The sequence below is a fragment of the Paraburkholderia sp. A1RI_3L genome (assembly GCF_048957895.1).
GTDB classification, from domain to species: domain Bacteria; phylum Pseudomonadota; class Gammaproteobacteria; order Burkholderiales; family Burkholderiaceae; genus Paraburkholderia; species Paraburkholderia kururiensis.
Genome location: NZ_JARCHA010000021.1, coordinates 1 through 22,686 on the forward strand (window position 1 = coordinate 1; position 22,686 = coordinate 22,686).

The 22,686-nt window shown below is 66.6% G+C and carries 22 protein-coding genes; 9 read left to right on the forward strand and 13 right to left on the reverse strand.

The genetic code is table 11. The features are described from left to right. The 6 genes from PXJ20_RS30710 to PXJ20_RS30735 all read right to left on the reverse strand — a co-directional run. On the reverse strand, nt 1-1,023 hold a 1,023-nt coding region (locus PXJ20_RS30710; RefSeq protein ID WP_421057469.1), incomplete at its 3' end, for a glycosyltransferase family 2 protein. Next, nucleotides 1,020-2,870 carry an efflux transporter outer membrane subunit gene (locus PXJ20_RS30715; protein ID WP_421031507.1) on the reverse strand — a complete coding sequence of 617 codons (1,851 nt, stop codon included), beginning with the start codon at nt 2,868-2,870 and terminating at the stop codon, nt 1,020-1,022. The genes PXJ20_RS30710 and PXJ20_RS30715, both read right to left, overlap by 4 nt. Before the next feature lies 1 nt (nt 2,871). Next, nucleotides 2,872-4,467, reverse strand: coding sequence for a DHA2 family efflux MFS transporter permease subunit (locus PXJ20_RS30720; protein WP_017774180.1), 1,596 nt, complete (start codon nt 4,465-4,467; stop codon nt 2,872-2,874). A gap of 32 nt (nt 4,468-4,499) precedes the next feature. Further along, nucleotides 4,500-4,709 carry a hypothetical protein gene (locus tag PXJ20_RS30725; RefSeq protein ID WP_421031506.1) on the reverse strand — a complete coding sequence of 70 codons (210 nt, stop codon included), beginning with the start codon at nt 4,707-4,709 and terminating at the stop codon, nt 4,500-4,502. 50 nt (nt 4,710-4,759) lie between these two features. Next, entirely contained in the window at nt 4,760-5,545 is a 786-nt protein-coding gene (locus tag PXJ20_RS30730) for an endonuclease/exonuclease/phosphatase family protein (protein ID WP_421032616.1), read from the reverse strand. Between the two features lie 35 nt (nt 5,546-5,580). Next, complete coding sequence (locus PXJ20_RS30735) at nt 5,581-7,857, reverse strand: VTT domain-containing protein (protein WP_421031505.1); 2,277 nt, start codon at nt 7,855-7,857, stop codon at nt 5,581-5,583. 333 nt (nt 7,858-8,190) lie between these two features. On the opposite strand from PXJ20_RS30735, the gene PXJ20_RS30740 reads away from it, so the two are divergent. Both PXJ20_RS30740 and PXJ20_RS30745 read left to right on the forward strand, forming a co-directional pair. Further along, the gene (locus PXJ20_RS30740) at nt 8,191-8,712 is read left to right on the forward strand and encodes a hypothetical protein (protein ID WP_421031504.1); all 522 of its coding nucleotides are present in this window, start codon (nt 8,191-8,193) and stop codon (nt 8,710-8,712) included. A 99-nt stretch (nt 8,713-8,811) separates the two neighbouring features. After that, entirely contained in the window at nt 8,812-9,588 is a 777-nt protein-coding gene (locus tag PXJ20_RS30745) for an SDR family oxidoreductase (RefSeq protein WP_421031503.1), read from the forward strand. A gap of 77 nt (nt 9,589-9,665) precedes the next feature. Here the strand turns inward: PXJ20_RS30745 and PXJ20_RS30750 are convergent, their stop codons facing one another. Beyond that, nucleotides 9,666-10,982, reverse strand: a complete 1,317-nt coding sequence (locus PXJ20_RS30750) for an efflux RND transporter periplasmic adaptor subunit (RefSeq protein WP_421031502.1) — start codon at nt 10,980-10,982, stop codon at nt 9,666-9,668. A 65-nt stretch (nt 10,983-11,047) separates the two neighbouring features. Further along, entirely contained in the window at nt 11,048-11,263 is a 216-nt protein-coding gene (locus tag PXJ20_RS30755) for a hypothetical protein (protein WP_017774187.1), read from the reverse strand. A 250-nt stretch (nt 11,264-11,513) separates the two neighbouring features. Here PXJ20_RS30755 and PXJ20_RS30760 point away from each other — a divergent pair, with 250 nt between their 5' ends. After that, nucleotides 11,514-11,840: a hypothetical protein gene (locus tag PXJ20_RS30760; RefSeq protein WP_017774188.1), complete on the forward strand. Its 327-nt coding sequence runs from the start codon at nt 11,514-11,516 to the stop codon at nt 11,838-11,840. Nucleotides 11,841-12,024: 184 nt separating this feature from the next. After that, nucleotides 12,025-12,504 carry a hypothetical protein gene (locus PXJ20_RS30765; protein ID WP_421031501.1) on the forward strand — a complete coding sequence of 160 codons (480 nt, stop codon included), beginning with the start codon at nt 12,025-12,027 and terminating at the stop codon, nt 12,502-12,504. Between the two features lie 63 nt (nt 12,505-12,567). On the opposite strand, the gene PXJ20_RS30770 is transcribed toward PXJ20_RS30765, so the two are convergent. Further along, complete coding sequence (locus PXJ20_RS30770; protein WP_126875555.1) at nt 12,568-13,434, reverse strand: SDR family oxidoreductase; 867 nt, start codon at nt 13,432-13,434, stop codon at nt 12,568-12,570. Between the two features lie 118 nt (nt 13,435-13,552). Continuing rightward, nucleotides 13,553-13,675 (reverse strand): hypothetical protein, encoded by a 123-nt coding sequence (locus tag PXJ20_RS30775; RefSeq protein ID WP_017774191.1) that lies wholly within the window; start codon nt 13,673-13,675, stop codon nt 13,553-13,555. Between the two features lie 151 nt (nt 13,676-13,826). Here PXJ20_RS30775 and PXJ20_RS30780 point away from each other — a divergent pair, with 151 nt between their 5' ends. Both PXJ20_RS30780 and PXJ20_RS30785 read left to right on the forward strand, forming a co-directional pair. Beyond that, nucleotides 13,827-14,153 (forward strand): hypothetical protein, encoded by a 327-nt coding sequence (locus tag PXJ20_RS30780; RefSeq protein WP_017774192.1) that lies wholly within the window; start codon nt 13,827-13,829, stop codon nt 14,151-14,153. 546 nt (nt 14,154-14,699) lie between these two features. After that, entirely contained in the window at nt 14,700-16,307 is a 1,608-nt protein-coding gene (locus tag PXJ20_RS30785; protein ID WP_421031500.1) for a trypsin-like peptidase domain-containing protein, read from the forward strand. A 555-nt stretch (nt 16,308-16,862) separates the two neighbouring features. On the opposite strand, the gene PXJ20_RS30790 is transcribed toward PXJ20_RS30785, so the two are convergent. Further along, nucleotides 16,863-17,183 carry a thioredoxin family protein gene (locus PXJ20_RS30790; protein WP_017774194.1) on the reverse strand — a complete coding sequence of 107 codons (321 nt, stop codon included), beginning with the start codon at nt 17,181-17,183 and terminating at the stop codon, nt 16,863-16,865. Between the two features lie 117 nt (nt 17,184-17,300). Next, nucleotides 17,301-18,848, reverse strand: coding sequence for a methyl-accepting chemotaxis protein (locus tag PXJ20_RS30795; RefSeq protein ID WP_126875557.1), 1,548 nt, complete (start codon nt 18,846-18,848; stop codon nt 17,301-17,303). A 264-nt stretch (nt 18,849-19,112) separates the two neighbouring features. Between PXJ20_RS30795 and PXJ20_RS30800 the strand changes: the two genes are divergently transcribed. The 3 genes from PXJ20_RS30800 to PXJ20_RS30810 all read left to right on the forward strand — a co-directional run bounded on the left by PXJ20_RS30800 (nt 19,113) and on the right by PXJ20_RS30810 (nt 21,459). Continuing rightward, nucleotides 19,113-19,673: a TetR/AcrR family transcriptional regulator gene (locus tag PXJ20_RS30800; protein ID WP_042300648.1), complete on the forward strand. Its 561-nt coding sequence runs from the start codon at nt 19,113-19,115 to the stop codon at nt 19,671-19,673. Nucleotides 19,674-19,820: 147 nt separating this feature from the next. Continuing rightward, nucleotides 19,821-20,246, forward strand: a complete 426-nt coding sequence (locus PXJ20_RS30805) for an organic hydroperoxide resistance protein (protein WP_421031499.1) — start codon at nt 19,821-19,823, stop codon at nt 20,244-20,246. A 190-nt stretch (nt 20,247-20,436) separates the two neighbouring features. Further along, nucleotides 20,437-21,459, forward strand: a complete 1,023-nt coding sequence (locus PXJ20_RS30810) for an alpha/beta hydrolase (RefSeq protein ID WP_421031498.1) — start codon at nt 20,437-20,439, stop codon at nt 21,457-21,459. Between the two features lie 179 nt (nt 21,460-21,638). Here the strand turns inward: PXJ20_RS30810 and PXJ20_RS30815 are convergent, their stop codons facing one another. Further along, complete coding sequence (locus tag PXJ20_RS30815) at nt 21,639-22,523, reverse strand: 2-hydroxy-3-oxopropionate reductase (RefSeq protein ID WP_421031497.1); 885 nt, start codon at nt 22,521-22,523, stop codon at nt 21,639-21,641. Nucleotides 22,524-22,686 lie beyond the last annotated feature (163 nt).

Sequence of the window (22,686 nt, forward strand, 5' to 3'; positions counted from 1 at the left end):
CGAATCGCCCGAAACGCCCGAAACGCCCGAAACGCCCGAAACGCCCGAAACGCCCGAAGCATCCGAAGCGCCGCCGCCCGCCGCGCGGCGCGTGCGCAGCCACGCCGCGTTGCGGTTCGCGAGCCAGTCCGCAGTGCGTTCGGCGTTGCGCACCGCGAGCCGCATGGCGCGCACGTGGGGCGGCACCACGCGTCGGCGGCTGCATGCCCACGCTATGCCGCTCACGAGCCGCGGCGCATCGCGCCACAACGCCCGCTCGTGCAGCAGCACGCGCAGCGCCTTCAGCGTGGCCTTGAGCGCCATCGGCAGCGGCAGGCGCAGCCAGGCCACCCATGCCGCGTTGCGCGCCAGCATGCGGCGCCGCAAACCCGCATCGCGTGCCGGCGACGGATGGTGATGCGCCACGAGCCGGTCGCAATAGACCATGGCGTGTCCGCGCACGAGCAGATCGAGCGAGACGAGTTCTTCTTCGCCGCCGATGAAAAGCCGCGGCTCATAGCCGCCCACTTCGAGAAACGCCGCGCGCCGGAACACACAGGCACCTGCCATGTAGCCCGTCAGCAGCGGACCGGGTAAGCCCGCGCTGTCGAGCGGGCTCGCGCTCATGCGCTCGCAGGTGGCGTCGGCGCGTTCGTTTTCGCCCACCACCACGCGCGCGTTGAGCACGGCCACCTGCGGCGATTCGTCGAGCACGCGCACCGCGTGGGCGAGCGAGCCCGGTTCCCACCAGGTGTCGTCGTCGCTGAAGGCGACGTAGTCGGTTTCGGCGACGGCCACGGCGTGATTGCGGCCCGCGGCGCCCAGATTCGCGCCGCACTCAACGACTCGCACGGAGGGAAAGCGTGCGCACAGGGTTTCGACGGTGGCGTCCGTGGAGCCGTTGTCCGCGACGATCACGGGCGGACGTTCGGGCAGCGCAAGCAGCCGCGCCACGGTTTCCGTCACTTCGTGCACGCGGTTGTGCGTGAGCACGACCACCGTGATGCGCGGCACGGACGACGTTGAGGGAGAAGGCAGGGTCATGGCTGCGGCTTCGATGCGAGAGACGGTGCGGATGGCGTGGATTGCGCGGATGGCGTGGACTGCGCGGCCTGCGTGGACGGCATGGATCGCGCGAAGCGTGGAGGCGGTGCCGCCTGCGGCGGCGAAGCGGAGAGCGAAGACCGCGGCGAGCCCGCTGGTTGCGGCGCGTGCGCGGACGGCACCGGATCCGCCGACGCCGCCGAACCCGCGGACGCCGCCGTCTGCCACCCGCCTCCGAGCGCCTTGTACAGCGCGACGAGATCCGTCGTCACCTGCATGGTTTGTTGAGCGGCCTGCTGCCTGCCTTGGGCGAGCTCGCGTTCCGCGTCCAGCACGTTGATGAACGTGACCAGACCTTTGCGATAGCTGTCGCGCGCCAGGTCGAATGCGGCTTGCTGAGCCGCCACGCTGTCGTTGAGCGAGTCGCGGCGTGCCTGGTCGGTGCGATAGACGGCGAGTGCGTTGTCCACGTCGCGCAGCGCCACGAGCACGGCGCTGCGCCAGGCGAGTGCCGCTTCCGCCTGGCGCGCCTCGCTCAGTCGCAGGTTCGACACGAGCTGCCCGCCTTCGAAGATAGGCAGCGAAATGGCCGGTCCGAACGAATAGAACAGATGCGACCAGCGCGCGAGGTTGTCTGCGTGGCCCGCGCGCGTGCCCACCTGGCCGGTGAGCGAAATGTCGGGGTAGAACTGCGCGACGGCCACGCCCACGTCCGCAGTGGCGGCGTGCAATTCGGCTTCGGCGCGGCGCACGTCGGGGCGGCGGCGCGCGAGCGTAGAGGGCAGGCCGACCGGCACCGTGGGCGGCACGGGCGGCACCGCGCCCGGCGCCTGCAACTGGGTGTCCAGCGCGCCCGGCGCTTCGCCGGCCAGATACGCGAGACCGTTGAGCGCCTGCGCAATCTGCTGGTCGTAGAGCGGCAATTGCGCTGCGGTCTGCGCCAGTTGTGCCGAAGCGTTCTGCACATCCATCTGGCTCGTGATGCCCACGCTCGCCTGGCTTTGCACGAGCGTCGCGATTTCGCGCTGCTGGTTCACGAGGTCGCTCGTGATCTGCCGAAGCTGCTGCGCACCGCGCAATTGCGCGTAGGTTTGCGCGACCTCGGCTTCGAGCGAAACGAGTGCGTCGTTGTGGCTTTCCATCGCGGCTTCGGTCTGCGCGTTGGCGGCTTCCACAGACCGCCGCACGCGGCCGAACAGGTCCACTTCCCACGAGGCGTCGAAGCCCGCCTGCCAGAGATTCACCGGCGACGTGAGCTGATCGAGGAACTGGTTCGCGCCGCGTTGCACTGAAGGGCCGCCGCGCTGCCCGAGCCGGTTCACGGCGTCGTAGGCGTTCTGTTCTTCGAGCAGGCCTTTGATGCCGAGTTGTTCGCGCGTGTAGCTGGCCGTTGCGCGTACGTTCGGCAGGCCCTGGGCCGCGGCGGACTGCGCTTGCGAGCGCGCCTCTGCAATGCGCAACACGGCTTGCTGGAGGTCGGGGTTGTCGCGGACAGCGCGGTCGATCAGCGCGTCGAGCGTCGGGTCCTGGAAGGTGTGCCACCAGCGCGGGTCAGGGTCCGAATCCGTGGTGGGCGACGAATGGGGATGCGCGCCTTCGACGTGCGGCGGGTCGGGTGTCTGCGAGGTTGGCGCTGTTGCTGAAGCCGCAGACGTAGCAGACGCCGCAGACGTAGCAGACGCCTCGCGCTGCACGTCGTGCCACTGGCCGGGCACGTTGGCTGTTGGCGGTTTGAAGTCGGGGCCCACCGTGCAGGCGCTCACGAGCAGCAACGTGGCAACTGCAAGCGTGCATGCCGCTGCGCTTGTCCGCGCTCGTTGTCCGCTGAAAGAACGGTGCCGCGTCATGTCAGTGCCCACCCGCCCCGCCAGCGGCTTTCACCGGCGAGAAGAAGAACGACAGCGGCAGGCACAGCAGGCAGAACACGGCGAGCATCGCGAAGACGTCGAGGTACGCGAGGATCGTGGCCTGCGAAACGAACGTCTCGTAAAGGCGGCCCGTGGCAGTTTGCAGCGCCTGAGCAGGAGGCTGCCCGGTGAGGTCCGTGATCGTGTGGGCCGAGCGTTGCAGGGCGTCCTGGTAGTTCTGCGAGAACGGCGAGAGATGTTCAGAAAGATGCGCCATTCGCGCCTGCGCCCGCTCGCGGATCATTGCCGTGGAAAGCGAAATGCCGATGGACCCCGCCACGTTGCGGAACATGGTGAGCAGCGCGGAGGCGTCGTTGTTGAGTTCGCGCGGCACGGTCTGATACGCGAGCGTCGTGATGGGCACGAACAGAAAGCCGATGGCAATGGACTGCGCGCTGCGCATCTTCACGAGCGTGGCGTAGTCCACGTTCGGCACGAGCATGTGCGAATACGCGAGCGCCACCGTGAGCAACAGAAAGCCGGTTGCGATCAGCCAGCGCGTCTGGATGTGCGGCATGAGGCGGCTGATGATGGGTATCTCCATCGTGATGAGCAGCGCGCCCGGCGAGAGCACGAGGCCCGCAAGCGTCGCCGTGTAGCCAAGCTGCTGCTGCGCGAGTTGCGGCACCAGTACCGCGCTGCCGTAGAGCACCATCGCGAAGGCCGCAATCGTTGCGCAGCCCAGCGCGAAATTGCGGTCGCGCAGGCAGGCCAGGTTCACCACCGGTTTCTTCGTGTACATGAGCCACGCCACCGCGCCCGCCATGCCGGCCGCCGCCAGCGCCGCGAAGATACGAATGAACGGCGAACTGAACCAGTCGTCGTCTTCGCCGCGGTCCAGCATGACCTGCAGGCACCCCAAGCCAATCGCAATGAGCCCGATGCCGATGTAGTCGATGCTGAGTCGGCCGCTTGCGCGCCGCTCCCACGGCGGGTCTTCCACGAGTTGCATGACGCCGAGCGTCGTGAGAATGCCCACTGGCACGTTGAGCAGAAACACCCAGCGCCACGAGAAGTTGTCCGTAATCCAGCCGCCCAGCGTCGGCCCCAGCACGGGCGCGACGACGATGGCCACCGCCGAGATCGAGAACGCCCGCCCGCGTTTTTCGGGGGGAAACGTGTCGAGAATGATGGACTGCTGGTTCGGTTGTAGTCCACCGCCGAAGAAGCCCTGCAACACGCGAAAGACGATCAGCTGACCCAGGTTCGTCGCGATGCCGCACAGGAACGAGCACACCGTGAAGGCCGCAATGCAAATCAGGAAGTAGCGCTTTCTGCCGAGCAGCCGCGCAAAGAACGCCGAAATGGGCAGCACGATGCCGTTGGCGACGAGGTAGGAGGTGAGCGTCCACGTGGCCTCGTCGTAGCTTGCCGACATCGTGCCCGCAATGTGCGGCAGCGCGACGTTCACGATGGTCGTGTCCAGCACCTCCATGAACGCCGCAAGCGTGACGACGATGGCGATCACCCACGGGTTCGCAGCGGGTCGCCATGCGTCGTGGCCCTGGTTTTGTCCAGGGTTGTGCTCGTCACTCATCCGCTCTAACTAGCGCGAGATCACAAGCCGCCTCAATGCGACTGGCTCGATCCGCCGTCGCGTTCGCCTTCAGAGGGGCGGACTTCGGAGAGATCGTCCTCGCGCACTTCGGCTTCGCGCACGTTCGTGCCTTCGTCGTCCGTTTCGGAGACGTCGGTCTTGAACGTGCCCGTGCCGGTCTGTTTGTCGGTGCCGGGGTGCAGCGGTGCGTTTTCGTCAGCTTTCGATTGGCGATTGGCCATGACAGCGCTCCTTCAAATGAACGGGTCTACGAATGAAGCCCGACGTTGCATCAGCAAGCGGCGCGCCCGGCTTCGTCGGGTTGCTTAGCCGAGCGCGCCGGGCTTGCCGCGATGCGTGCAACGAGCGGCAGATGGTCCGACGCAATGCGCGCGAGCGGGCTGGCATGCACGCGCACGTTGATGAGCCGTTCGCCCGGGTGCATCCAGATACGGTCCAGTGCGAACACGGGCCAACGCGCCGGAAACGTGCGCGGCGCGGGTGCGGCGCGGAAGTGCTCCACCAGCATGCGAAGCGCGCGGCCCCACACGAACCATTCGTTGATGTCGCCGAGCAGGATGACAGGCAGGTCGGGGCGGTCGAACGCGGACAGCAGACGGTGGATCTGCGCGCGCCGCTCGCGCGCCGAGAGGCCCAGGTGTGTGGCCACCACGCGAAGCGTTTCGCCGCGATGGCGCAGGTCCACATCGAGCGCGCCGCGGGGTTCGCGCTGCCCGAACGAGAGGTCCAGCGTGCGTGCGGCGTGCACCGGCAACCGCGAAAGCACGGCATTGCCGAAGCGGCGGCGCGGTGTGTCGAGCGTCGGCCCCTCCACCGCGTTGAGGCCCGTGGCGGCGCGCAATACGTCGAGCGCGTTCGGCGTGCGTGCGTCGCCCAGCGGCACTTCCTGCAGCGCGACGATGTCCGCGTCCAGTTCGCCGATCACCGCCGCGATGCGCTCGGCCGACTGCACGCGGTCCGCGCCTGTCGCGCCGTGGATGTTCCAGGTGGCGATGCGCAGTTCGGCGGCGCGTGCGTGGTCGTCGTTGTCTGCGAGCGAGGCGGGATCGTCGCGCATGGGTGCAGCGAGCGGGGTCGATTCCGTGCCGGCTTTCATCGGCCCCTCGTGAAGAAGCGCTGCAGCGCGAACGAAAGCGCCACCAGCACCACGCCGATGACCGCGAGCAGCCCGATGGAGCCCGCGCTGGGATGCCGCACGGTGGCCACCAACTGATGCGCGAACGAGGTTGCGAGCACGATGCCCGGCCCCATGCCGAGTGCGGTGCCCACCAGAAAATCGCGCAGGCCGATGTGCGAGGCGCCCGCGGCCAGGTTCACCAGCGTGAACGGCGCAAGCGGCAGCACGCGCAGGATCACGACCGCGACCAACCCCTGGCGCCCCAACCGCTCCGAGAGCCGGTTGAGCCGCGCGCCGGCGAGCCGCCGCACGGCATCGCGCCCCAGCCAGACGCCTGCGCCGTAGGTGACGAGCGCCGCGATCAGCGTGCCCGTCAACGCATAGGCGCTGCCCGCGCCGGGACCGAACACGAAACCGGCCAGCGCGATCAGCACCGTGATGGGCACCGACACAATGGCCGCCAGCGCATACGCGCCCACGATCAGCACGGGGCCGAAGCGCGAGTCTCCGATGGCCGTGGCGGTCTGCGTGAGCGCCGTGAAGTTGAGGTCATGGCGCAGCGACGTGAAGTGCCACAACAGCGCGAGCGCCACGACGCCGAGCGCGAGGCCGCCCAGAACCAACAGGCGCGCGGAGAGCGAACGGCTCTGGCCGCCGGGCACGAACTCGCGCATGAGTTCGTCGGGCGAGGCCGGTTTTTCGGGGTCGATGAGCGCTTCTTCGGGCACGAGGCGGTCTATCTCGGGCTCCACTTCCGGGTCGAACGGCACGAGCGCGCGCCCTTCGTGGCGCAGCGCTTCGATTACCGCGTGCAGGCGGCCGTGCGTCTGGAAGGCGCGCTCGACGTCGGCGAGAGACACGTCGAGGTGTTCGGCAAGCAGCCGGTTGCGCACCTGCGCGATGGCGGCGCGAATGCGCGGGTCGCCGCGCGCTTCGAGCGCGATGTTGCATTCGGTGTCGAGCACCATGGACCGGTTGTTGAGATTCGCGCTACCCACGAAGAGCAGTTCGTCGTCCACGGTCATGAGCTTGCTGTGCACGTTGACGAAGCCGTCGCCCAGGCCGTCGACGTGCGGGTAGTAGAGGCGCAGGCGGCCGTGGTCGTCGGCGCCCTTCACCATGCGGTAGAGCCGCGCGCGCAGCACGCCCATCGTCATGGTTTGAAGCCAGCCGGTCTGCGCGCGCGGCGCGACGACAGCCACGTCCGGCCCTTCGGGTTGCGTGAGCCGCGCGACCAGCGACGTGCCCACGGGGCTCGCCGTGAAGTACTGGTTCTCGATGTAGATGTTCTCGCGCGCCGCGGCGATGGCCGCGAGATAGAGCGCGCGAATGTCTCCCACCGGCGCGCGGCCGCTGAAGGCCGGCTCGGTGAGGGCGATGCCGATGTCCACGTCTTCGAAGTCGGCAGGCTCGAAGGGCGGCCAGGCGTTGGACGACGCATCGGGTTGCTGCGGCGTGCGCGCAGACGCGCGTGCGACGGCCGGCGAATCTGGCGCTGCCGCCTGCGCCTTCGTTTTGCCGAAGGCGCGCAGCCAGCGTTCGCGCACCAGTTCGGCAATGGCTTCTGCCGCTTCGCCGTCGAACATGGTGTGAATGTCGTGGAAGGGCGCGTAGGGTTGCGCGCGCCGTTGGCGGCCTTTGCGTCCGCTATGGGCGTTGCGGCGCAACGGTTCGTCCGGCGCGTGGGCGGGTGTGTCCCAGCGCGAACGCGTGAGGTCGATGCCGCCCACGAACGCGAGCCGGTCGTCCACCACGACGATCTTCTGATGATGCGAGCCGCCCACGGGATGCTGCCCGTCCAGCCGAAACCGCACGCGCGCATGCGTGCGCCAGCCGAGCCGGTACGACGGCAGCCACTCGCGCTCCAGCGCATAGAGCATCGCGAAGTCCCAGGCGAGCACGTGGATGCGCACGTGCGGATTGCGCTGCGCGACCGCACAAAGGAAATCGGCGAGCGGCGCGGGCAGACCGTCGGGCGGTTGTTCGTGGCCGTTGCACGGCACAAGTTGCAATCGGCTATCGATGTCCCAGCCGACGATAAAGACGCTGTGCTCTGCACGCGCAATGGCGTGCCGCACGGCGGCGAAATACGCGGCGGCGTCCACGAGCACGCGCAGGCGGTGCGCGCGGCGGATGCAACGGCAGGTCGTGCCGGGCTGCAACAACGAGGGCATGAAGGCTCCAGAGGGGTCCGTCGAAGGGTTCCGTTGGGGTTCAGATAAAGCGCGCGTTGCAAGGGGCGTTCCTCGCATGCAGGGTGGGCAGGGGTGGGTATGCGCCGTGCTGCGGGTGGGTGTGAGGCGTAACCCCAGCAACCTGGGCACGATCGCGGGGTTCGCAATGGCGCTGGCGCAGGCACTGAAGGTGTCGCGAGACGATGAAGCGCGGGCATTGCCTGGATACGGCCCAGGCGTGCATTCGGCACAGCACGTGGGGTCGTGAAGACGGTACGAGACGGACACAGGGAACACGCCTTGCTGAGGCGAGCAGCGTGACATGACGGGTGCACTCAACACGTGACACCCCGCGTGACACCCACGCGTGACCCGCAACGCTTGCCGCCCATCGAGGCCAAGGAGACTCGCTTGACCACGCCATCCTCTCTTGTTTGCGCCACTTCTCGTGAATCCACACGCGCCGTGGAGCGCGAACTCGCGCGGCGCGCCATCGAACTGGCTTTGCCCGCCGTGCGCACTGCTATTGCCGACCGCGAGATATGCGGCGCCGGTTTTCTTCACATCGTCGTGATGTCGCCCACGCTGGACCCGCGCGATCAGTCGTTCGAGGAGGCCATCGTGGGCGAGCATTCGGAAGGCGACGTGTCGGCCTGGGACGCCGACTACCGCGCCTTCGCGCTCGACAAGGCGCGTCTGTCGTGGCGCACCGGCATGGGCTCGCACGAGCTTCAGACGCTGCGCCCCCATCTGCTCGTGAGCGGCGACACCGCGCTGTGGGGCAGTGTCGCGATAGACGGGATTGTGGTGGCCGTGAGCGGCGCGCATCCCTGGTATGACGAAGCGTTTGCCTCGATGGTGGCCGTGGCGTATCGCGCGCTTGCCAAGGCGCGTGCCGCGCGGCGCGATCCTGAATCCACGATGGTCGCCTGAGCGGCTTTTATCCCGATTTCCTTCGCTTTGTTCAGTACGCGCGCGGCGTTCGTCCGTGCGCTTTGACTTCCCTTCAATCCCTACAGCATGGAGTTCGAGATGGCACAAACGCGTTCCACCCCGCCCTCGTGGCACGACCTGCACGGACGCATTGCCCTGGTGACGGGCGGCGGCAGCGGCCTTGGCGCACAGATCTGCATGAGCCTCGCGCGCGAAGGCGTGCACGTGATTGCAGCGGACCTGAAACTTGAAGGTGCCGAGCGTACCGCCGCCACCATTGCAGAGCACAGCACGGGCGGCAAAGACGACGCAGGCCGCTGCGAAGCGATTGCGCTCGACGTGACGGACAGCAACGCGGTGGCCGAAGCGGTGGGGCGCATCGTGCAGCGGCATGGCCGCCTCGACGTGGTGGTCAACAACGCCGCGGTGGATGTGACCGAGCCCATCGACGTGCTCACCGTGGCCGAATGGCAGCGCGTGTTGCAGACCAATCTGACGGGGCCGTTCGTGGTGTCGCGTCACGCAGTCATGCACATGAAGACCGCAGGCGGCGGACACATCGTGAACATTGCATCGACGGCGGCGAAGCGCGCATGGCCGAATGCCGCCGCGTATCACGCGAGCAAATGGGGGCTGCTCGGGCTCTCGCACAGCCTGCATGCGGAACTGCGGCCGTTCGGCATCAAGGTGTCGGCCGTAGTGGCGGGCGGCATGCGCACGCCGTTCCTGCTGGACCGCTTTCCGGGCATCGATACATCGACGTTGCAGGACCCCGCAAACGTGGCCGAATCCGTCCTGTTCGTGCTGCGTCAGCCGCCGGAGACGGTGATTCCTGAAGTGATGGTGCTGCCGATGCGCGAGACGTCGTGGCCTTGAGGTGAGACGTTCCGCTTTGCGCGATCTCGCCGAGGGCGCATTTCATGTGCCCTCCCTTGGTCGAAAGCTCGCTTCGTCTACTTCAGATAAACCGTCGGCGTAACGGAAAGCCCCAGCGGCAAGCTGTGATCGCGCGGCACGCCGCTGTCGATCACGATCTTCACCGGCACGCGTTGCACGATCTTCACGAAGTTGCCGGTTGCGTTTTCGGCGGGAAACGCCGAGAAGCGCGAGCCGCTGCCCAGCTGCACGCTATCCACGTGCCCGTGCAACTCGAGTTGCGGATAGGCGTCCACGCCAATCTTCACACGGTCGCCCGCGCGCATGCGGTCCAGTTGCGATTCCTTGAAATTCGCGGTGATCCACACCTGCGGCGTGACGAGCGAGAACATCGTCGTGCCTGCCTGCAGGAAGGTGCCGTACTGCACGTTGCGACGCGTGACCCAGCCGTCCGATGGCGCGCGCACCTCGCACCACGCCAGGTTCAGCTTTGCCTGCTCGACCTGCGCCTCTGCCTGCCGCACCTGCTGCAAGCGCTCTTCCACGGCGGCGGCGGCCTGGCGAATCTGCTGCGGTACGAGCTTCGCCGTCTGTAATTGCGCGCGCGCCTGGGCGACGTTTGCGTCGGCGGTCTGACGCTGGGCGTCGGCCACGTCGATGTTCTGCTGCGAGGTGGCGCGCACGTCCACGGCGTGTTGGCGTTCGTACGCGGCCTGCGCCTGCTTCAGGTTCGCCTGGGCCGATGCGATCTGCGCACGGGCCTGCGCGTACTGCGCGGGGTACTGCACGCGCGCAATGTCCAGTTGCACCTGCGCGGCATTCAACTGCGCGCGTGCGAGACCAAGCTGCGCCTGTGCCGCATCCACCTGGGCCTGGTAGTCGCGCGGGTCGATCTGAACCAGCAGGTCGCCCTGATGGACGTAGACGTTGTCGTTGATGGCGAGCCGCACGACGTAGCCCGACACCTTCGGGGCAATCGTGATGGCGTTGCCGTCGGTGTAGGCGTCGTCCGTGCTTTCCTGGTTGCGCGTGGCAAACCACCAGCCGAACGCGACGATACCGAGCACCACGATCACGGCGCCGAGAATCAGCAAGGGCTTGCGCGAGCGGCGGCCGGGCTTGTTTTCGCCCTGGCCTTCGTTGCTGTTGCGTTTGCCGTTGCCTTTGTCGCTTCGGTCGCGGTCGTGGTCGCCGTTGTTGCGGGTACCCTCGTTGCCGGTCCTGTCGTTGGCTTCGCTGCTGTTGCGCGACTCGTTGCCCGCGTTCTTTTCGGCGTCTTTGCCGGCATCTTTGCCGTGCGCGTTGTCGGGCTCGCGCGGCGCGGCGGCGCGAGTGGGGTCGCTTGCGTCATTCGCGCCGCTGCCGTGCGCACGCGGTTCGTCGCCTCCGCTCATTGTGGACGCGCCTTATGCATGTCGACGGCATGCCGATGGTGTGTCGCCATCTTCCGGCTACCCCGCTACTTCGTGCCGCCGGTGCGCGGCTGTGCGGGGGCAGTGGGCGACTCCATGGGCGAATCGTCGAGCCCGTCATCGTCATCGGGAACGATGCGCGTCGTGCCGCCGGTAGCCGGCGGATCGCTTGCCGGGAAAGTGTGTTCGACGGATTCGTCGATCTGCTTTTCGCTGCGGTCTTCATTCGGATGCTCGATCTTTTCTTTCGACTGGGCTGCCATGGTTACCTCCCTTCTGCACGAGTGCGGACTGCTTGTCCGTTGCAACGCGCGTGCCCGGCCGTATTGCGGTATTGCGATAGGGGCGCTACCGGGTCATGCCGCGAGCGACGGATGTGCGGCGCGGTTCGCGCGGCACATGCATTGCTGAGTTGCTGGGAGGGCGATGGTTTTGCCTCGCGGCCGCTACGGCTGCTTTTTTCAGGCCGTTCCCTGGCCCGTTCCAGGCCTTTCCAACTACGGAGGACATGTCATGAAATACACGAAGGCGATCTTCATTTCGATTCTGCTGGCAGTGACGAGCGCGGGCGGCGCGGCGTTCGCACAAGGTTCGGCGGGCGGAGGCGGTACCGCGGCCGCGGGCGGCGCGAACGGCGGCGGTGGTTCGGCAGGCGGCAACGCGAACGGACCGAACACGCCGGCCAACGCAGTGGCCGGTCCCACCGCCAGCACGGGCACGAGCATGAACTCCACCTCGACTCACAAGCGCACGATGAAGAAGCATCACGCGAAGAAGCCGATGACGGATCGCACCAACATGCCCGGCGCCGACGCGAGCAGCGACACGAAGGGGCAATGAGCCTTGCGAGTGAGCTGAGGCAATGAACTGGAAGCAATGAGCTGAAGCAATGAGCTGAAGCAATGAACAGCAGCAAACCGCCACGGCCGGCATGAGGCTGAGGGCAGGCGCTCGCCGCCGCGCAGATCGGTGCGGCGGCGAGCCTCGAATTCCGCTGTGCCGCCGTGGCCACGAAGGAGCCACCATGACGAATCTCACCACGCGGGCCGCGGGCGCGCCGTCCCAACGGGAACGCGGCGACCGCGCTGCTACCGCTACTTCGCGGGCTGTTTCACAGGCTACTCCACAGGCTATTTCGCAGCAGGAGACCGCATCGAAAGCGCCTCGCGCATCTTCACAAACTCAAACGACGCCGAGCGACCAGGCAGAGCCCCGTGCGCGCGGCACGCCGGGCAGCTTCGATCAACCCACGCCGAGAGAAGACTTGATGCCGCCGCGCGGCAATCAGCATCCGCATCAGACCGCCGAGGTGCCGCTGGGCTCCGGCGACATGCCGGAGTTGCCGGGCCAGGGTGGACAGGCGGCGCAGAACGCCGAAGAGGCCGCGCCGTATCTGAACGTGAACGGCGTGAGATCGCCGGGCGATGAACCGGTGCGCGGCGCGGGCGAGGCAACTGCGCACACCGAAGGCGGCACGCGCGCCGATCGCAAGGGCGGCGGCTGACCGGCACTAACCGGCACTAACCCGCACTAACCGGCAGCGCCGCCCTGAGTCTGGATCGAAGGATCAGATGATCGGCACGCCGCCCGTGACTGCCACGGTCGCGCCCGACACGTAGCTCGCTTCGTTCGAGGCGAGCATCACATACACGGGCGCGAGTTCGGCAGGCTGCCCAGGCCGCTTCATCGGCACGTTGGCGCCGAACTGCTTCACCTGCTCGGGCGGCATGGTCGACGGAATCAGCGGCGTCCAGATAGGCCCCGGCGCCACGCAGTTGGCGCGAATGCCGCGCTCGGCCAGCAGTTGCGCAAGGCCGCCCGTGAAGTTCTGGATAGCCCCCTTCGTGGTGGCGTAGGGCAGCAGCGTAGGGCGCGGCTTGTCGGCATTCACGGACGCCGTGTTGACGATGGCGGCCCCGGGCTTCATATGCGGCAGCGCAGCTTTAGTGATCCGAAACATTGCGCCGATGTTCGTATCGAAGGTGCGGTCCCATTCGTCGTCGGTGACTTCTTCGAGCGTTTCGTGCGTCATCTGGTAGGCCGCGTTGTTGACCAGCACGTCGATGCGCGAGAACGCCTCCACCGCGCGCCGCACGATCTCGCGGCAGTGCTCGCGGTCTGCCACGTCTCCCGCCACGAGCACGGCCTTGCGGCCGGCTTCTTCCACCCAGCGTGCCGTTTCCTTCGCGTCGTCGTGCTCGTCGAGATACGCGATCAAGACGTCCGCGCCCTCGCGCGCAAATGCGATGGCCACGGCGCGGCCGATGCCGCTGTCGGCTCCGGTGATGATGGCGGCCTTGCCTGCAAGACGTGCCGATCCCTTGTAGCTGCGCTCGCCGTGATCGGGCTTGGGGTCCATGGGGCCGGTATGGCCGGGAACGTTGCGCTGTTCCTGTTCGGGAAGCGGCGCGTCGGGGCGGCTTGTGGGTGACATGGATGCGGCTCCTGTGAGTGAGTTGGCGAATGTCGTGTGGGTGCGGCACGGGTGTCGGGCGAGCGTCGCGGGCTGCGCATTCGCTCCTGCACGCCCGCGATGCATGCCGCGTGCGCGGCTATGGCTGGCGCTGCCCGCCCTGGTGTTGCGGCTGCTTTTGCTGGTTCTGCTGCTGTTGCCCGTGATCGCGGCTCTTTTGCGGGTTCGCGGGAGCGGTGTTGGATTGACGGGTGTCGGGCATGGCTGGATCTCCTTGAAGGTTGCAATGGATGCCTTGAACGAACAGCAACGGCCATGCCGCCGCCACGGTTCGGCGCGTGGCGTCCGCGCGCGGAACGCGCGTTGCTCGTCATGCAAGGCACACGACACAGCCGATTACCGAGGAACCCGCCATGAGTACGTTGAATCCCGACAACGATCTGCCCGAACCGGCCGACGAAGGTCGCCACGGCGACGACACCGGCGCGCTGGGCCCGAGCGATTCGTCCGATACGGGTAGCGATATCGCAGGCGCGAAGCGTCACGAGTTCGACGTCGATACGGAGCTGGACAGCCACGCGCTGGAAACCGGCGAGGCAGCGCGCCAAAGCGATACCGACGAATCCGGCACGGGCGAGCGCGCCTCTGCGGATGGCGATTCCACGCTCGAAGAGGACGCGGACATTCAGCCCGACCACATCGAACAGCCTTTCGCACCCGAAGAAGAGCCGCCGGAGTGAGGCGGCACGAAGCGGAGTGAAGCGGCGTGAAGCGGAACCGGTCCAGGTTCCGGCATCGACAGGCGGCCTGCCGGGAACAGTTGCAAGCGGCGGGCAAGAATTGCAGACGTTCTGCGTTTCATGCACGTTCGCGTCCGTGCCTTTGCGAAGACTGCGCTAGCTTCCTCCGGTCATCCCGTCGCACACGGGAATTTCGCTTGCCCGGCACGCCCGCGGAATTCGCGCACGTCTCTGTCTATGTGGAACTTGCTTCGGCGCGGTCGAGCGATGTGACGCGGCAAATTCATGGCGAGAGTGCGAGTCGGGCGGCGCGGGCAATCCGTGAACGTGCGCCGGTTCACGTGCGCGGCGGGGCGATGTGCGGATGTACGTGGGCCAGCGCACGGAACAAATGAGGAGCGCCGCGCGCAAGGCACTTCGCAAATGGCGAGGTAGTGTTTTTCCGGGGCGGCTTTTTCGGGCCGCGACATAGAATTAAAAACACGCCCCGGCTTGCAGGCCTTGCGCCAATGCCGTGGCCACAACGATCGCACCCGGAGGTGCGCCGTGTCCCGCCTGTCTCTCTCGCGCACCGTCCTTCGCTCCTCGGCGATCGCCGCCATCCTCGTTGCCTGTGCATCTGCGCCACCGCTCGCGGTCGCGGCGAACGCGGTGCGGCTGCCGCCAGTGCCCAAACGCGTAGCGCCTGCCGCTGCCGGCAGCGGCACGGCTGCAATCGACTTTCCCTCCATCGTCGAGCGATACGGGCCTGCGGTGGTCAACATCGTGGCAAGCGGCGACGCGCGGCAGGCACAAGCGGCGTCGGCGGATCCGCTGGATGCGGCGGACCCGTTCGCTGCTTTTTTCGCGCGGGCGCCGAAGCCGGGGCAAGGGCAGGGGCAAAACCAGGACGGACCGCGCGCCATCATCGGCACGGGTTCGGGTTTCATCGTCAGCCCGGATGGGTTGATCCTCACGGCCGCGCACGTCGTGGACGATGCCGACGAGGTCACCGTCCGCCTCACCGACAAGCGTGAGTTCAAGGCGAAAGTGCTCGCGGTGGATGTGCCGAGCGGCGTAGCCGTGTTGCAGATCGACGCCACGAAGCTGCCTGCCGTGAAGCTGGGCGACTCGTCGCACGTGCGGCCTGGCGAGCCGGTGCTGACCATCGGTTCGCCGGACGGCGTCGACAATGCGGTGACGGCCGGCATTGTCAGCACGACGTCGCGTGTGCTGCCCGACGGCAGCAGCTTTCCGTTCTTCCAGACCGACGTGGCCCTCAATCCCGACAACTCGGGCGGCCCCATCTTCAACCGTGCAGGCGAGGTGGTGGGCATCGACGTGCAGGTCTACGCGGATGCAGACGGCTACAACAGCCTGACCTTCGCCATTCCGATCAACACGGCGAACAAGGTGCGCACGCAGTTGCAGGCGCAGGCGCAAAAGCCGCCGTCGGGAAACGGACTCGGCGTGGACGTGGAGGACGTGAGCCCCGGGCTTGCGGCGGCGGTCGGATTGCCGCGCGCGGCGGGCGCGCTCGTGGATACCGTGGAGGCGGGCTCGCCCGCGGCGGCGAGCGGACTCAAGGCGGGCGACGTGATCGTGCGTATCGGCGAAAGGCCGATCGACCGGTCCGCGGATTTCGTGAACGAAGCCGCCGCGCTGCCGCCCGGTGCGAAGGCGCCGTTGAAGCTGATCCGCAATCGCAGGTGGATGACCACGACGCTGGCCGCCGCCGCGACTGCGACGGCCAAGAGCGAGGACGATGCCGCGGGCGTCACGCCAGTGGCCGCGCAAGTTGCAGACGACTCCGGCGCGGGGCCGGTAGCCGATGGCGCCTTCGCTTCGGGGCGCGCCGCGGCGGCGGGCCCCGTGCCGGTGCGTCTCGCCGCGCCGGCTGCGGCAGGCACCGAGCGCCTCGGCCTCGTCATGCACGCATTGAGTGAGAGCGAGCGGCGCTCGACCGGCTTGCCCGTGGGTCTCATGGTGGACGACGTACGGAATCCGGCCGCGAAAGCAGGGGTTCGGCGCGGCGACGTGGTGCTCTCGCTCAACGAGACGCTGGTGGAAACGCAGGACCAGGCCAACGAGATCGTGGCGCGCTCAGGCAAGCTCGTTTCGCTGCTGATTCAGCGGAACAACGCGCGCAGCTTTGTTTCGGTGAAGTTGAGGTAGAAAGCGCCGCGGCGTCGGCAAAGGTGAGGGTTTTCGGGACGTGGGCTGCGTGAGGTGAGGATTTACGGGGGGACGGCTGCTGCGGACCGCTGCATCTCAGGTTCATCGAAGACTAAACACGCGACCCTCGCCCGTCATGGAAGCCATGCAGGTACCCGCCGTCGCCCGGGGCAGGTCGGTGCCATCACGAGGCACGACCCGGGCGGCCCGAGCCGGTTGCCACGCAGGAAAACGCACAAAGTGCCCTAAAACAAGGGCTTTCCGGCTTGTCGTGCCTCGTGTTTGCGGTCCATCTGGAAGCGTCGTTCCCGGAAAAAGCCTGCAACACCAGTGCCAGGCAAGCCCCTGCGCAGCACACAGGTGAGGGTTTTCGGGAGCGGGCCCAACGGTGAGGTGGCGCGACGCCGTTCGCTCCCAGATGCCGCCGTTTAGACCCAAAGGTGAGGGTTTTCGGGACGTTTCGACGGCCTGGCGTTAGGTCTGCACGGTCTCCACCCTCGTTGTACAAGCCCTTCGGCGGCATCAAAGGTGAAGGTTTTCGGGAGGCGTGCGGCGTCAGTTCAGGGCTCCAAACGCCTCTTCGATCTCATCGACATTGTTCGGACGCACCACGCGTGCCACTTCGTTGCCGTCGCGCAGGAAGATCAGCGTGGGCCACAGCTTGACCTTGAACGAGCGGCCGAGCGGCCTGCCAGGCCCGTCTTCCACTTTCAGGTGCTGCACGCCTTCGTGTTGGGCGAAGGCCTGCGAAATGAGCGGCTGCGCGCCCTGGCAGTAGCCGCACCAGTCGGTGCCGAACTCCACGACCGCGGCGCCGGGCAGCGCCGCCACGTCTTCGCGCGAGGGCGCGGTCTTTGCGTAGGGGGTTGTTGCCATCGTTGCTCCTCTGACGGATAGGAAGAACTACGATACCGCAACGCTGCCCATGCTTCAGCGCATGGGCTTTCAGTGCTCCTTCTGTGCACCCCTCCGTGCGGGCGCTCAATGCGCCGCTTAGTAAGCGAGCCGGAACTTCGACACCGCCTGCTGCAGCGCGCTCGCCTGTTCCTCCAGCGACATCGCCGCAGCCGACGCCTGTTCGACCAGCGCTGCGTTCTGCTGCGACACCTGGTCCATCTGCGAGACCGCGACATTGACCTGCTCGATGCCGTCGCTCTGCTCGTTGGACGCCGCGGAGATCTCGTTCATGATGCCCGCCACCTGCGCGATGGCGCGCCGGATTTCCTCCATCGTTTCGCCTGCCGTGCCCACGAGCCGCGAGCCTGCGGTGACGCGGTCCACCGAATCACCGATCAGTTCCTTGATCTCCTTGGCGGCCACCGCCGAGCGCTGCGCGAGCGAGCGCACTTCGCTCGCCACCACGGCGAAGCCGCGGCCCTGTTCGCCCGCGCGCGCCGCTTCCACGGCCGCATTCAACGCGAGGATGTTGGTCTGGAACGCGATGCCCTCGATGACGCCAATGATGTCGACGATGCGCTGCGAACTGCGGTCGATGTCGCTCATGGTGCCGATCACGTCGCTCACCACGGTCGCGCCGCGCGCCGTGATCTGCGACGCCTGTTCGGCGAGGCCGTGCGCCTGTCGCGCGTTGTCGGCGTTCTGCTTCACGGTGGACGTGAGCTGCTCCATGCTGGCCGCGGTTTCCTGCAGCGACGCGGCCTGTTCTTCGGTGCGTTGTGAGAGGTCGTTGTTGCCGGCGGCGATCTCGCGCGTGGACTGCGTGATCGATTCGGAGCCGCGCATGACCTGCTGCACCGTCTCCACGAGGCCGGACTGCATCGCGCCGAGCCCCTTCACGAGTTGGCCCATCTCGTCGTGCGAACGCGCTTCCAGCCGGTTCGTGAGGTCGCCGCGCGCAATGCGCTGAAGGTGCGCGAGCACTTCCGAAAGCGGCCGCGAGATGGAGCGCTGCAGGCCGATTGCGCACACCACGCACATCACGAGCCCCAGCACGATCAGCGCGATGCCGGCGCCGCGCAGCGTGGCGGACTGCTGCTGGGCCGAATCGAAGGCGTCCTGACCGGCCTTGAGCTGCCAGGCCGCCAGGGCGTCGGACGACTTCGTGAGCGCCACCGAAAACGGCGGCACGACGGTCATCGCGATTTTGTCCGCTGCGTCGTGGTCGCCGCGCTTCATCGCGTCGATCATCGGCAGGATGGCTTGCTGAAGGAACGTGCTGCGCGCGTTGCTCACGGCGTCGGCGAGCGCCTGTTCGTCCGGCCCGCGCTGAACGTGCTGGTAGTCGGCCCAGGCGCGGTCGGAAACTGCAAGGTAGTTGAGCGCCTTGTCGATCAGTGCGGAACGGTCGGGCGAGTCCGGATGGAGCAGCACGCGGTCCAACGTCGTGCGAACGATCGTGAGATTCAGGTTCGCCTTGCCAATGGCGATCGACGATGCCAGTTGGTGCGAATACGCTTCCTTGAGCGCCTCGTTGGAGCTGCGCATGCCGACCTGGCCCAGCAGCCCGGTCGCGATGGTGAGCATGCCGACCAGCCCCAATGTGGCGAACAGGCGCGCCGTGATGGAGAGACGTGAAAACATGATGGGCTTGTGTCTGTGGGTAAGTTCGAACGCTCGTGCGGTGGACGGCGCGGGTGAGCAGCGCCGGTTCGCAACGCGGAGGTATATGGCCGGCATTAACGGCAAGGGCCCGAAATCACTTGAGTGCCGCCGCGTCGCTTCCAGGGTTTTCCTGCGCGAGATCGACCGCCTGACGTGGCGCTGCGAATGAGGGACAGGTGCCTCGCTCGCGTTACCGAAAATTTCTACTTGACTATCTACTAATCGATAGATATAGTTCGACCCATGGAAACGCCAACTGTCCGCGATCAGGTTCTGCAGCACGCCCAGTCATTACTGATGACGCGGGGCTACAACGGCTTCAGCTACCGCGATCTTGCGGACCTGGTGGGCGTGAAGACGTCGAGCATTCACTACTACTTCCCGACGAAGGAAGACCTGGTGCTCGAAGCGGTGAACGTGTACAGCTCGGAAGTGCTTTCCGCGTTGCGCGGTATCGACGAAGCGCTGCCGCCCGAAAAGAAGCTCGAGCGCTACGCGAAGCAGTTCGGCCTCGTGATGGGCAACGGCGACCAGATTTGCCTGTGCGGCATGCTGGCCGCGGACATCGAGTCGCTGCCCGACAATGTGCGCCAGGCCGTGCAGGCGTTCTTCAAGACGAACGAAGCCTGGCTGGCCGGTGTGCTGGCCGAAGGCGAAGCACGCGGCACGCTGCGCGTGAACGGCAAAGTGGAAAGCGCTGCGCGTGCGTTGTATGCGTCGTTCCAGGGCAGCGTGCTGGCAAGCCGCCTGTTTCACTCGAAGGCGCGGCTCGACGACGTGGTCAATGCTGTGAAGATTGCGTGACGAATGCGTAGGCGGCGCCCGCAAGACAAAGATCTTGGCAGGCGCCGATGACGAGTGTTTTTGTGTTCTGTTGTCTATCTAGTAGTAGATAGTTTTTAGTCGAATCGAAGCACAGTGGACGTTCTCTTCTCAACTCAGGAGTCAATCATGTCGATCGAAAAAGTGCTGTACCGCGCTCATGCCCGTGCAACCGGTGGCCGCGATGGCCGTTCAACGTCGTCGGACGGCGTGCTGGATGTGAAGCTCACCACGCCGCGCGAACTGGGCGGTGCAGGCGGCGAAGGTACGAACCCCGAGCAACTGTTCGCTGCGGGCTACTCGGCGTGTTTCCTCGGCGCCATGAAGTTTGTTGCGGCGCGCGAGAAAGTCGCATTCCCGGCCGACGGCTCCGTTGACGGCAGCGTGGGTATCGGCGCGATTCCGACGGGCTTCGGCATCGAGGTGGAACTGCGCATCTCTCTGCCTGGTCTCGCGCGTGAAACGGCGGAACGTATCGTCGAAGCGGCTCATATCGTGTGCCCGTACTCGAACGCGACGCGCGGCAACATCGACGTGAAGCTCGTTGTGCTCTAAGGCTCGCGCCGAGCACTGACGTAGCCGCACGAAATCTGGAGGGTTCTTCCGGAGCTGCAGGGAAGGGCCTTTTTTTGGATCACTCAATCTACCTATTGATAGATAGCTTCGGGCGATGACGCGGTGGTGCCGCGCTCAACGACAACGCGTAGGCCCGTCGTCATCGTCCGTTCGAACAAGGAGCAACATCGTGGTCGCTTTCAAGAAACTCGCCATTGCAGCCGCGCTCGGCGCGGCCGTCGCTTCGACCGCCGCGCAGGCCGCGCCGGTGCTCGAGCCCACCACCCAGGCTTTCATCGACAGCCTTGCCGCGCACGCAGGCCCGCCCATCTACACGCTCTCGCCGGCCGACGCACGCAACGTGCTGGCGGGCGCGCAGTCGCAGCCCGTGGCGAAGCTGCCGGCGCAAGAGGAAGACCGCGTGCTGCCCGTAGGTCCCACCGGCAAAGTCGCGGTGCGTATCGTCAAGCCGAAGGGCGCGAAGGGCGTGCTGCCCGCGGTGGTGTACTTCCACGGCGGCGGCTGGGTGCTGGGCGACAAGAACACGCACGACCGTCTGATTCGCGAGATCGCCAACGGCGCGCACGTGGCCGTAATCTTCGTCGACTACGACCGTTCGCCCGAAGCACAGTACCCCGTGCCCATCGAGCAGGCGTATGCCGCGACGGCGTACGTGGCGAAGCATCCGGCGGAATTCGGCATCGACGCAAATCGTATTGCCGTGGCTGGCGACAGCGTGGGCGGCAACATGACGGCGGCGGTCACGCTGCTGGCGAAGGAGCGCGGTGGTCCGAAGCTGCGCTACCAGGTGCTGTTCTATCCGGTGACGGACGCCAACTTCGAAGACGGCTCGTATAACGAATTCGCGAACGGCCCGTGGCTGACGAAGGCCGCGATGAAGTGGTTCTGGGACGCGTACGCACCCAACGAGGCCGATCGCGCGAAGATCACGGCGTCGCCGCTGCGCGCGAGCCTGGACGATCTCAAGGGCCTGCCGCCCGCGCTCGTGATCACCGACGAAAACGACGTGCTGCGCGACGAAGGCGAAGCGTATGCACGCAAGCTGACGCAGGCAGGCGTACCGGTGACGTCGGTGCGATACGCCGGCACGATTCACGACTTCGTGATGCTGAACGCGCTGGCCAATACGCCGGCGGCGCGTGGCGCGGTAAGCCAGGCGAACGCGGCGTTGCGCAGTGCGTTGGCGAAGTAATGTTTCGCTGACGTTGAACGGAGTGGTTCAACGCGGTGCGGCGCCTCGTCTTCGGGGCGCCGCACCGGTTTGATTGACGGCGTGCCTTGCATCGCGTTGCGTGTGAGTTCCTGCGAGGCCTTGCGCCCGTGCGAGGCACGCATCGCGACACGCGACTTCAACGCCGCCGTGGCGCCGCATCACGCCACGGTGTGATTCGCCATGATTTCGAGCGCCCGCACGAGCGCCGAGTGGTCGAGCTGCCCCGTGCCGTGCGCGTGACACAGGCTGAAAAGCTGCTGGCACGTCGCCGTGTTCGGCAGCGGCACGCCCATCGCCTTGCCGCCTTCGAGCGCGAGCCCGAGGTCCTTGCGGTGTAGCTCGATGCGAAAGCCCGGGTCGAAGGTTCGTTTGATCATGCGCTCGCCGTGCACTTCCAGAATTCGCGACGACGCGAAGCCGCCCATCAGCGCCTCGCGCACGCGCGCGGGATCGGCGCCGGCCTTCGAGGCAAACAGCAGCGCCTCCCCCACCGCCTCGATGGTGAGCGCAACGATGATCTGGTTGGCCACCTTGCAGGTCTGTCCCGCGCCGCTCTCGCCTACCAGCGTGACGTTCTTGCCCATCAAATCGAAGAGTGGCTTTGCGCGCTGAAAGGCAGTGTCGCTTCCACCCACCATGATCGTGAGCGTCGCGGCCTTGGCGCCCACTTCGCCGCCCGACACCGGCGCATCGAGATAATCGCAACCGAGCGCCGCGATCTTTTGCGCGAACGCCTTCGTTTGCAGCGGCGCGATGGAACTCATGTCGATCACCGTCTTGCCGGGCGCAAGCCCCTCTGCCACGCCGTCGGCGCCGAACAGCACGGCTTCCACGTCGGGCGTATCCGGCAGCATCGTGATGATGAACTCGGCCTCTTGCGCGACTTCCTTCGCCGACTTGCAGCGCGTTGCCCCGCCTTGCGCGAGACCGGCCGGCAATTCGCCGCTGCGCTTGTAGACGAATAGCGTGTGGCCGCCCTTCTGAAGGTTGAGCGCCATGGGCGCGCCCATGATGCCGAGTCCGATGAAACCGATCTTTGCCATGATGACGTCCTTGTCCTGAAAGGCTGAAAGGTGAGGATTTACGGGAACCTAGGAGCGGCCGGTCCGGTAGAAACAGCGCTGATCTGGCCATCCGTCCTGCGCTGAAACGGGCCGAACCAGGGGCTTGCACTACCTTTTTGTGAAGCCAATTCAGGTTGGCTTT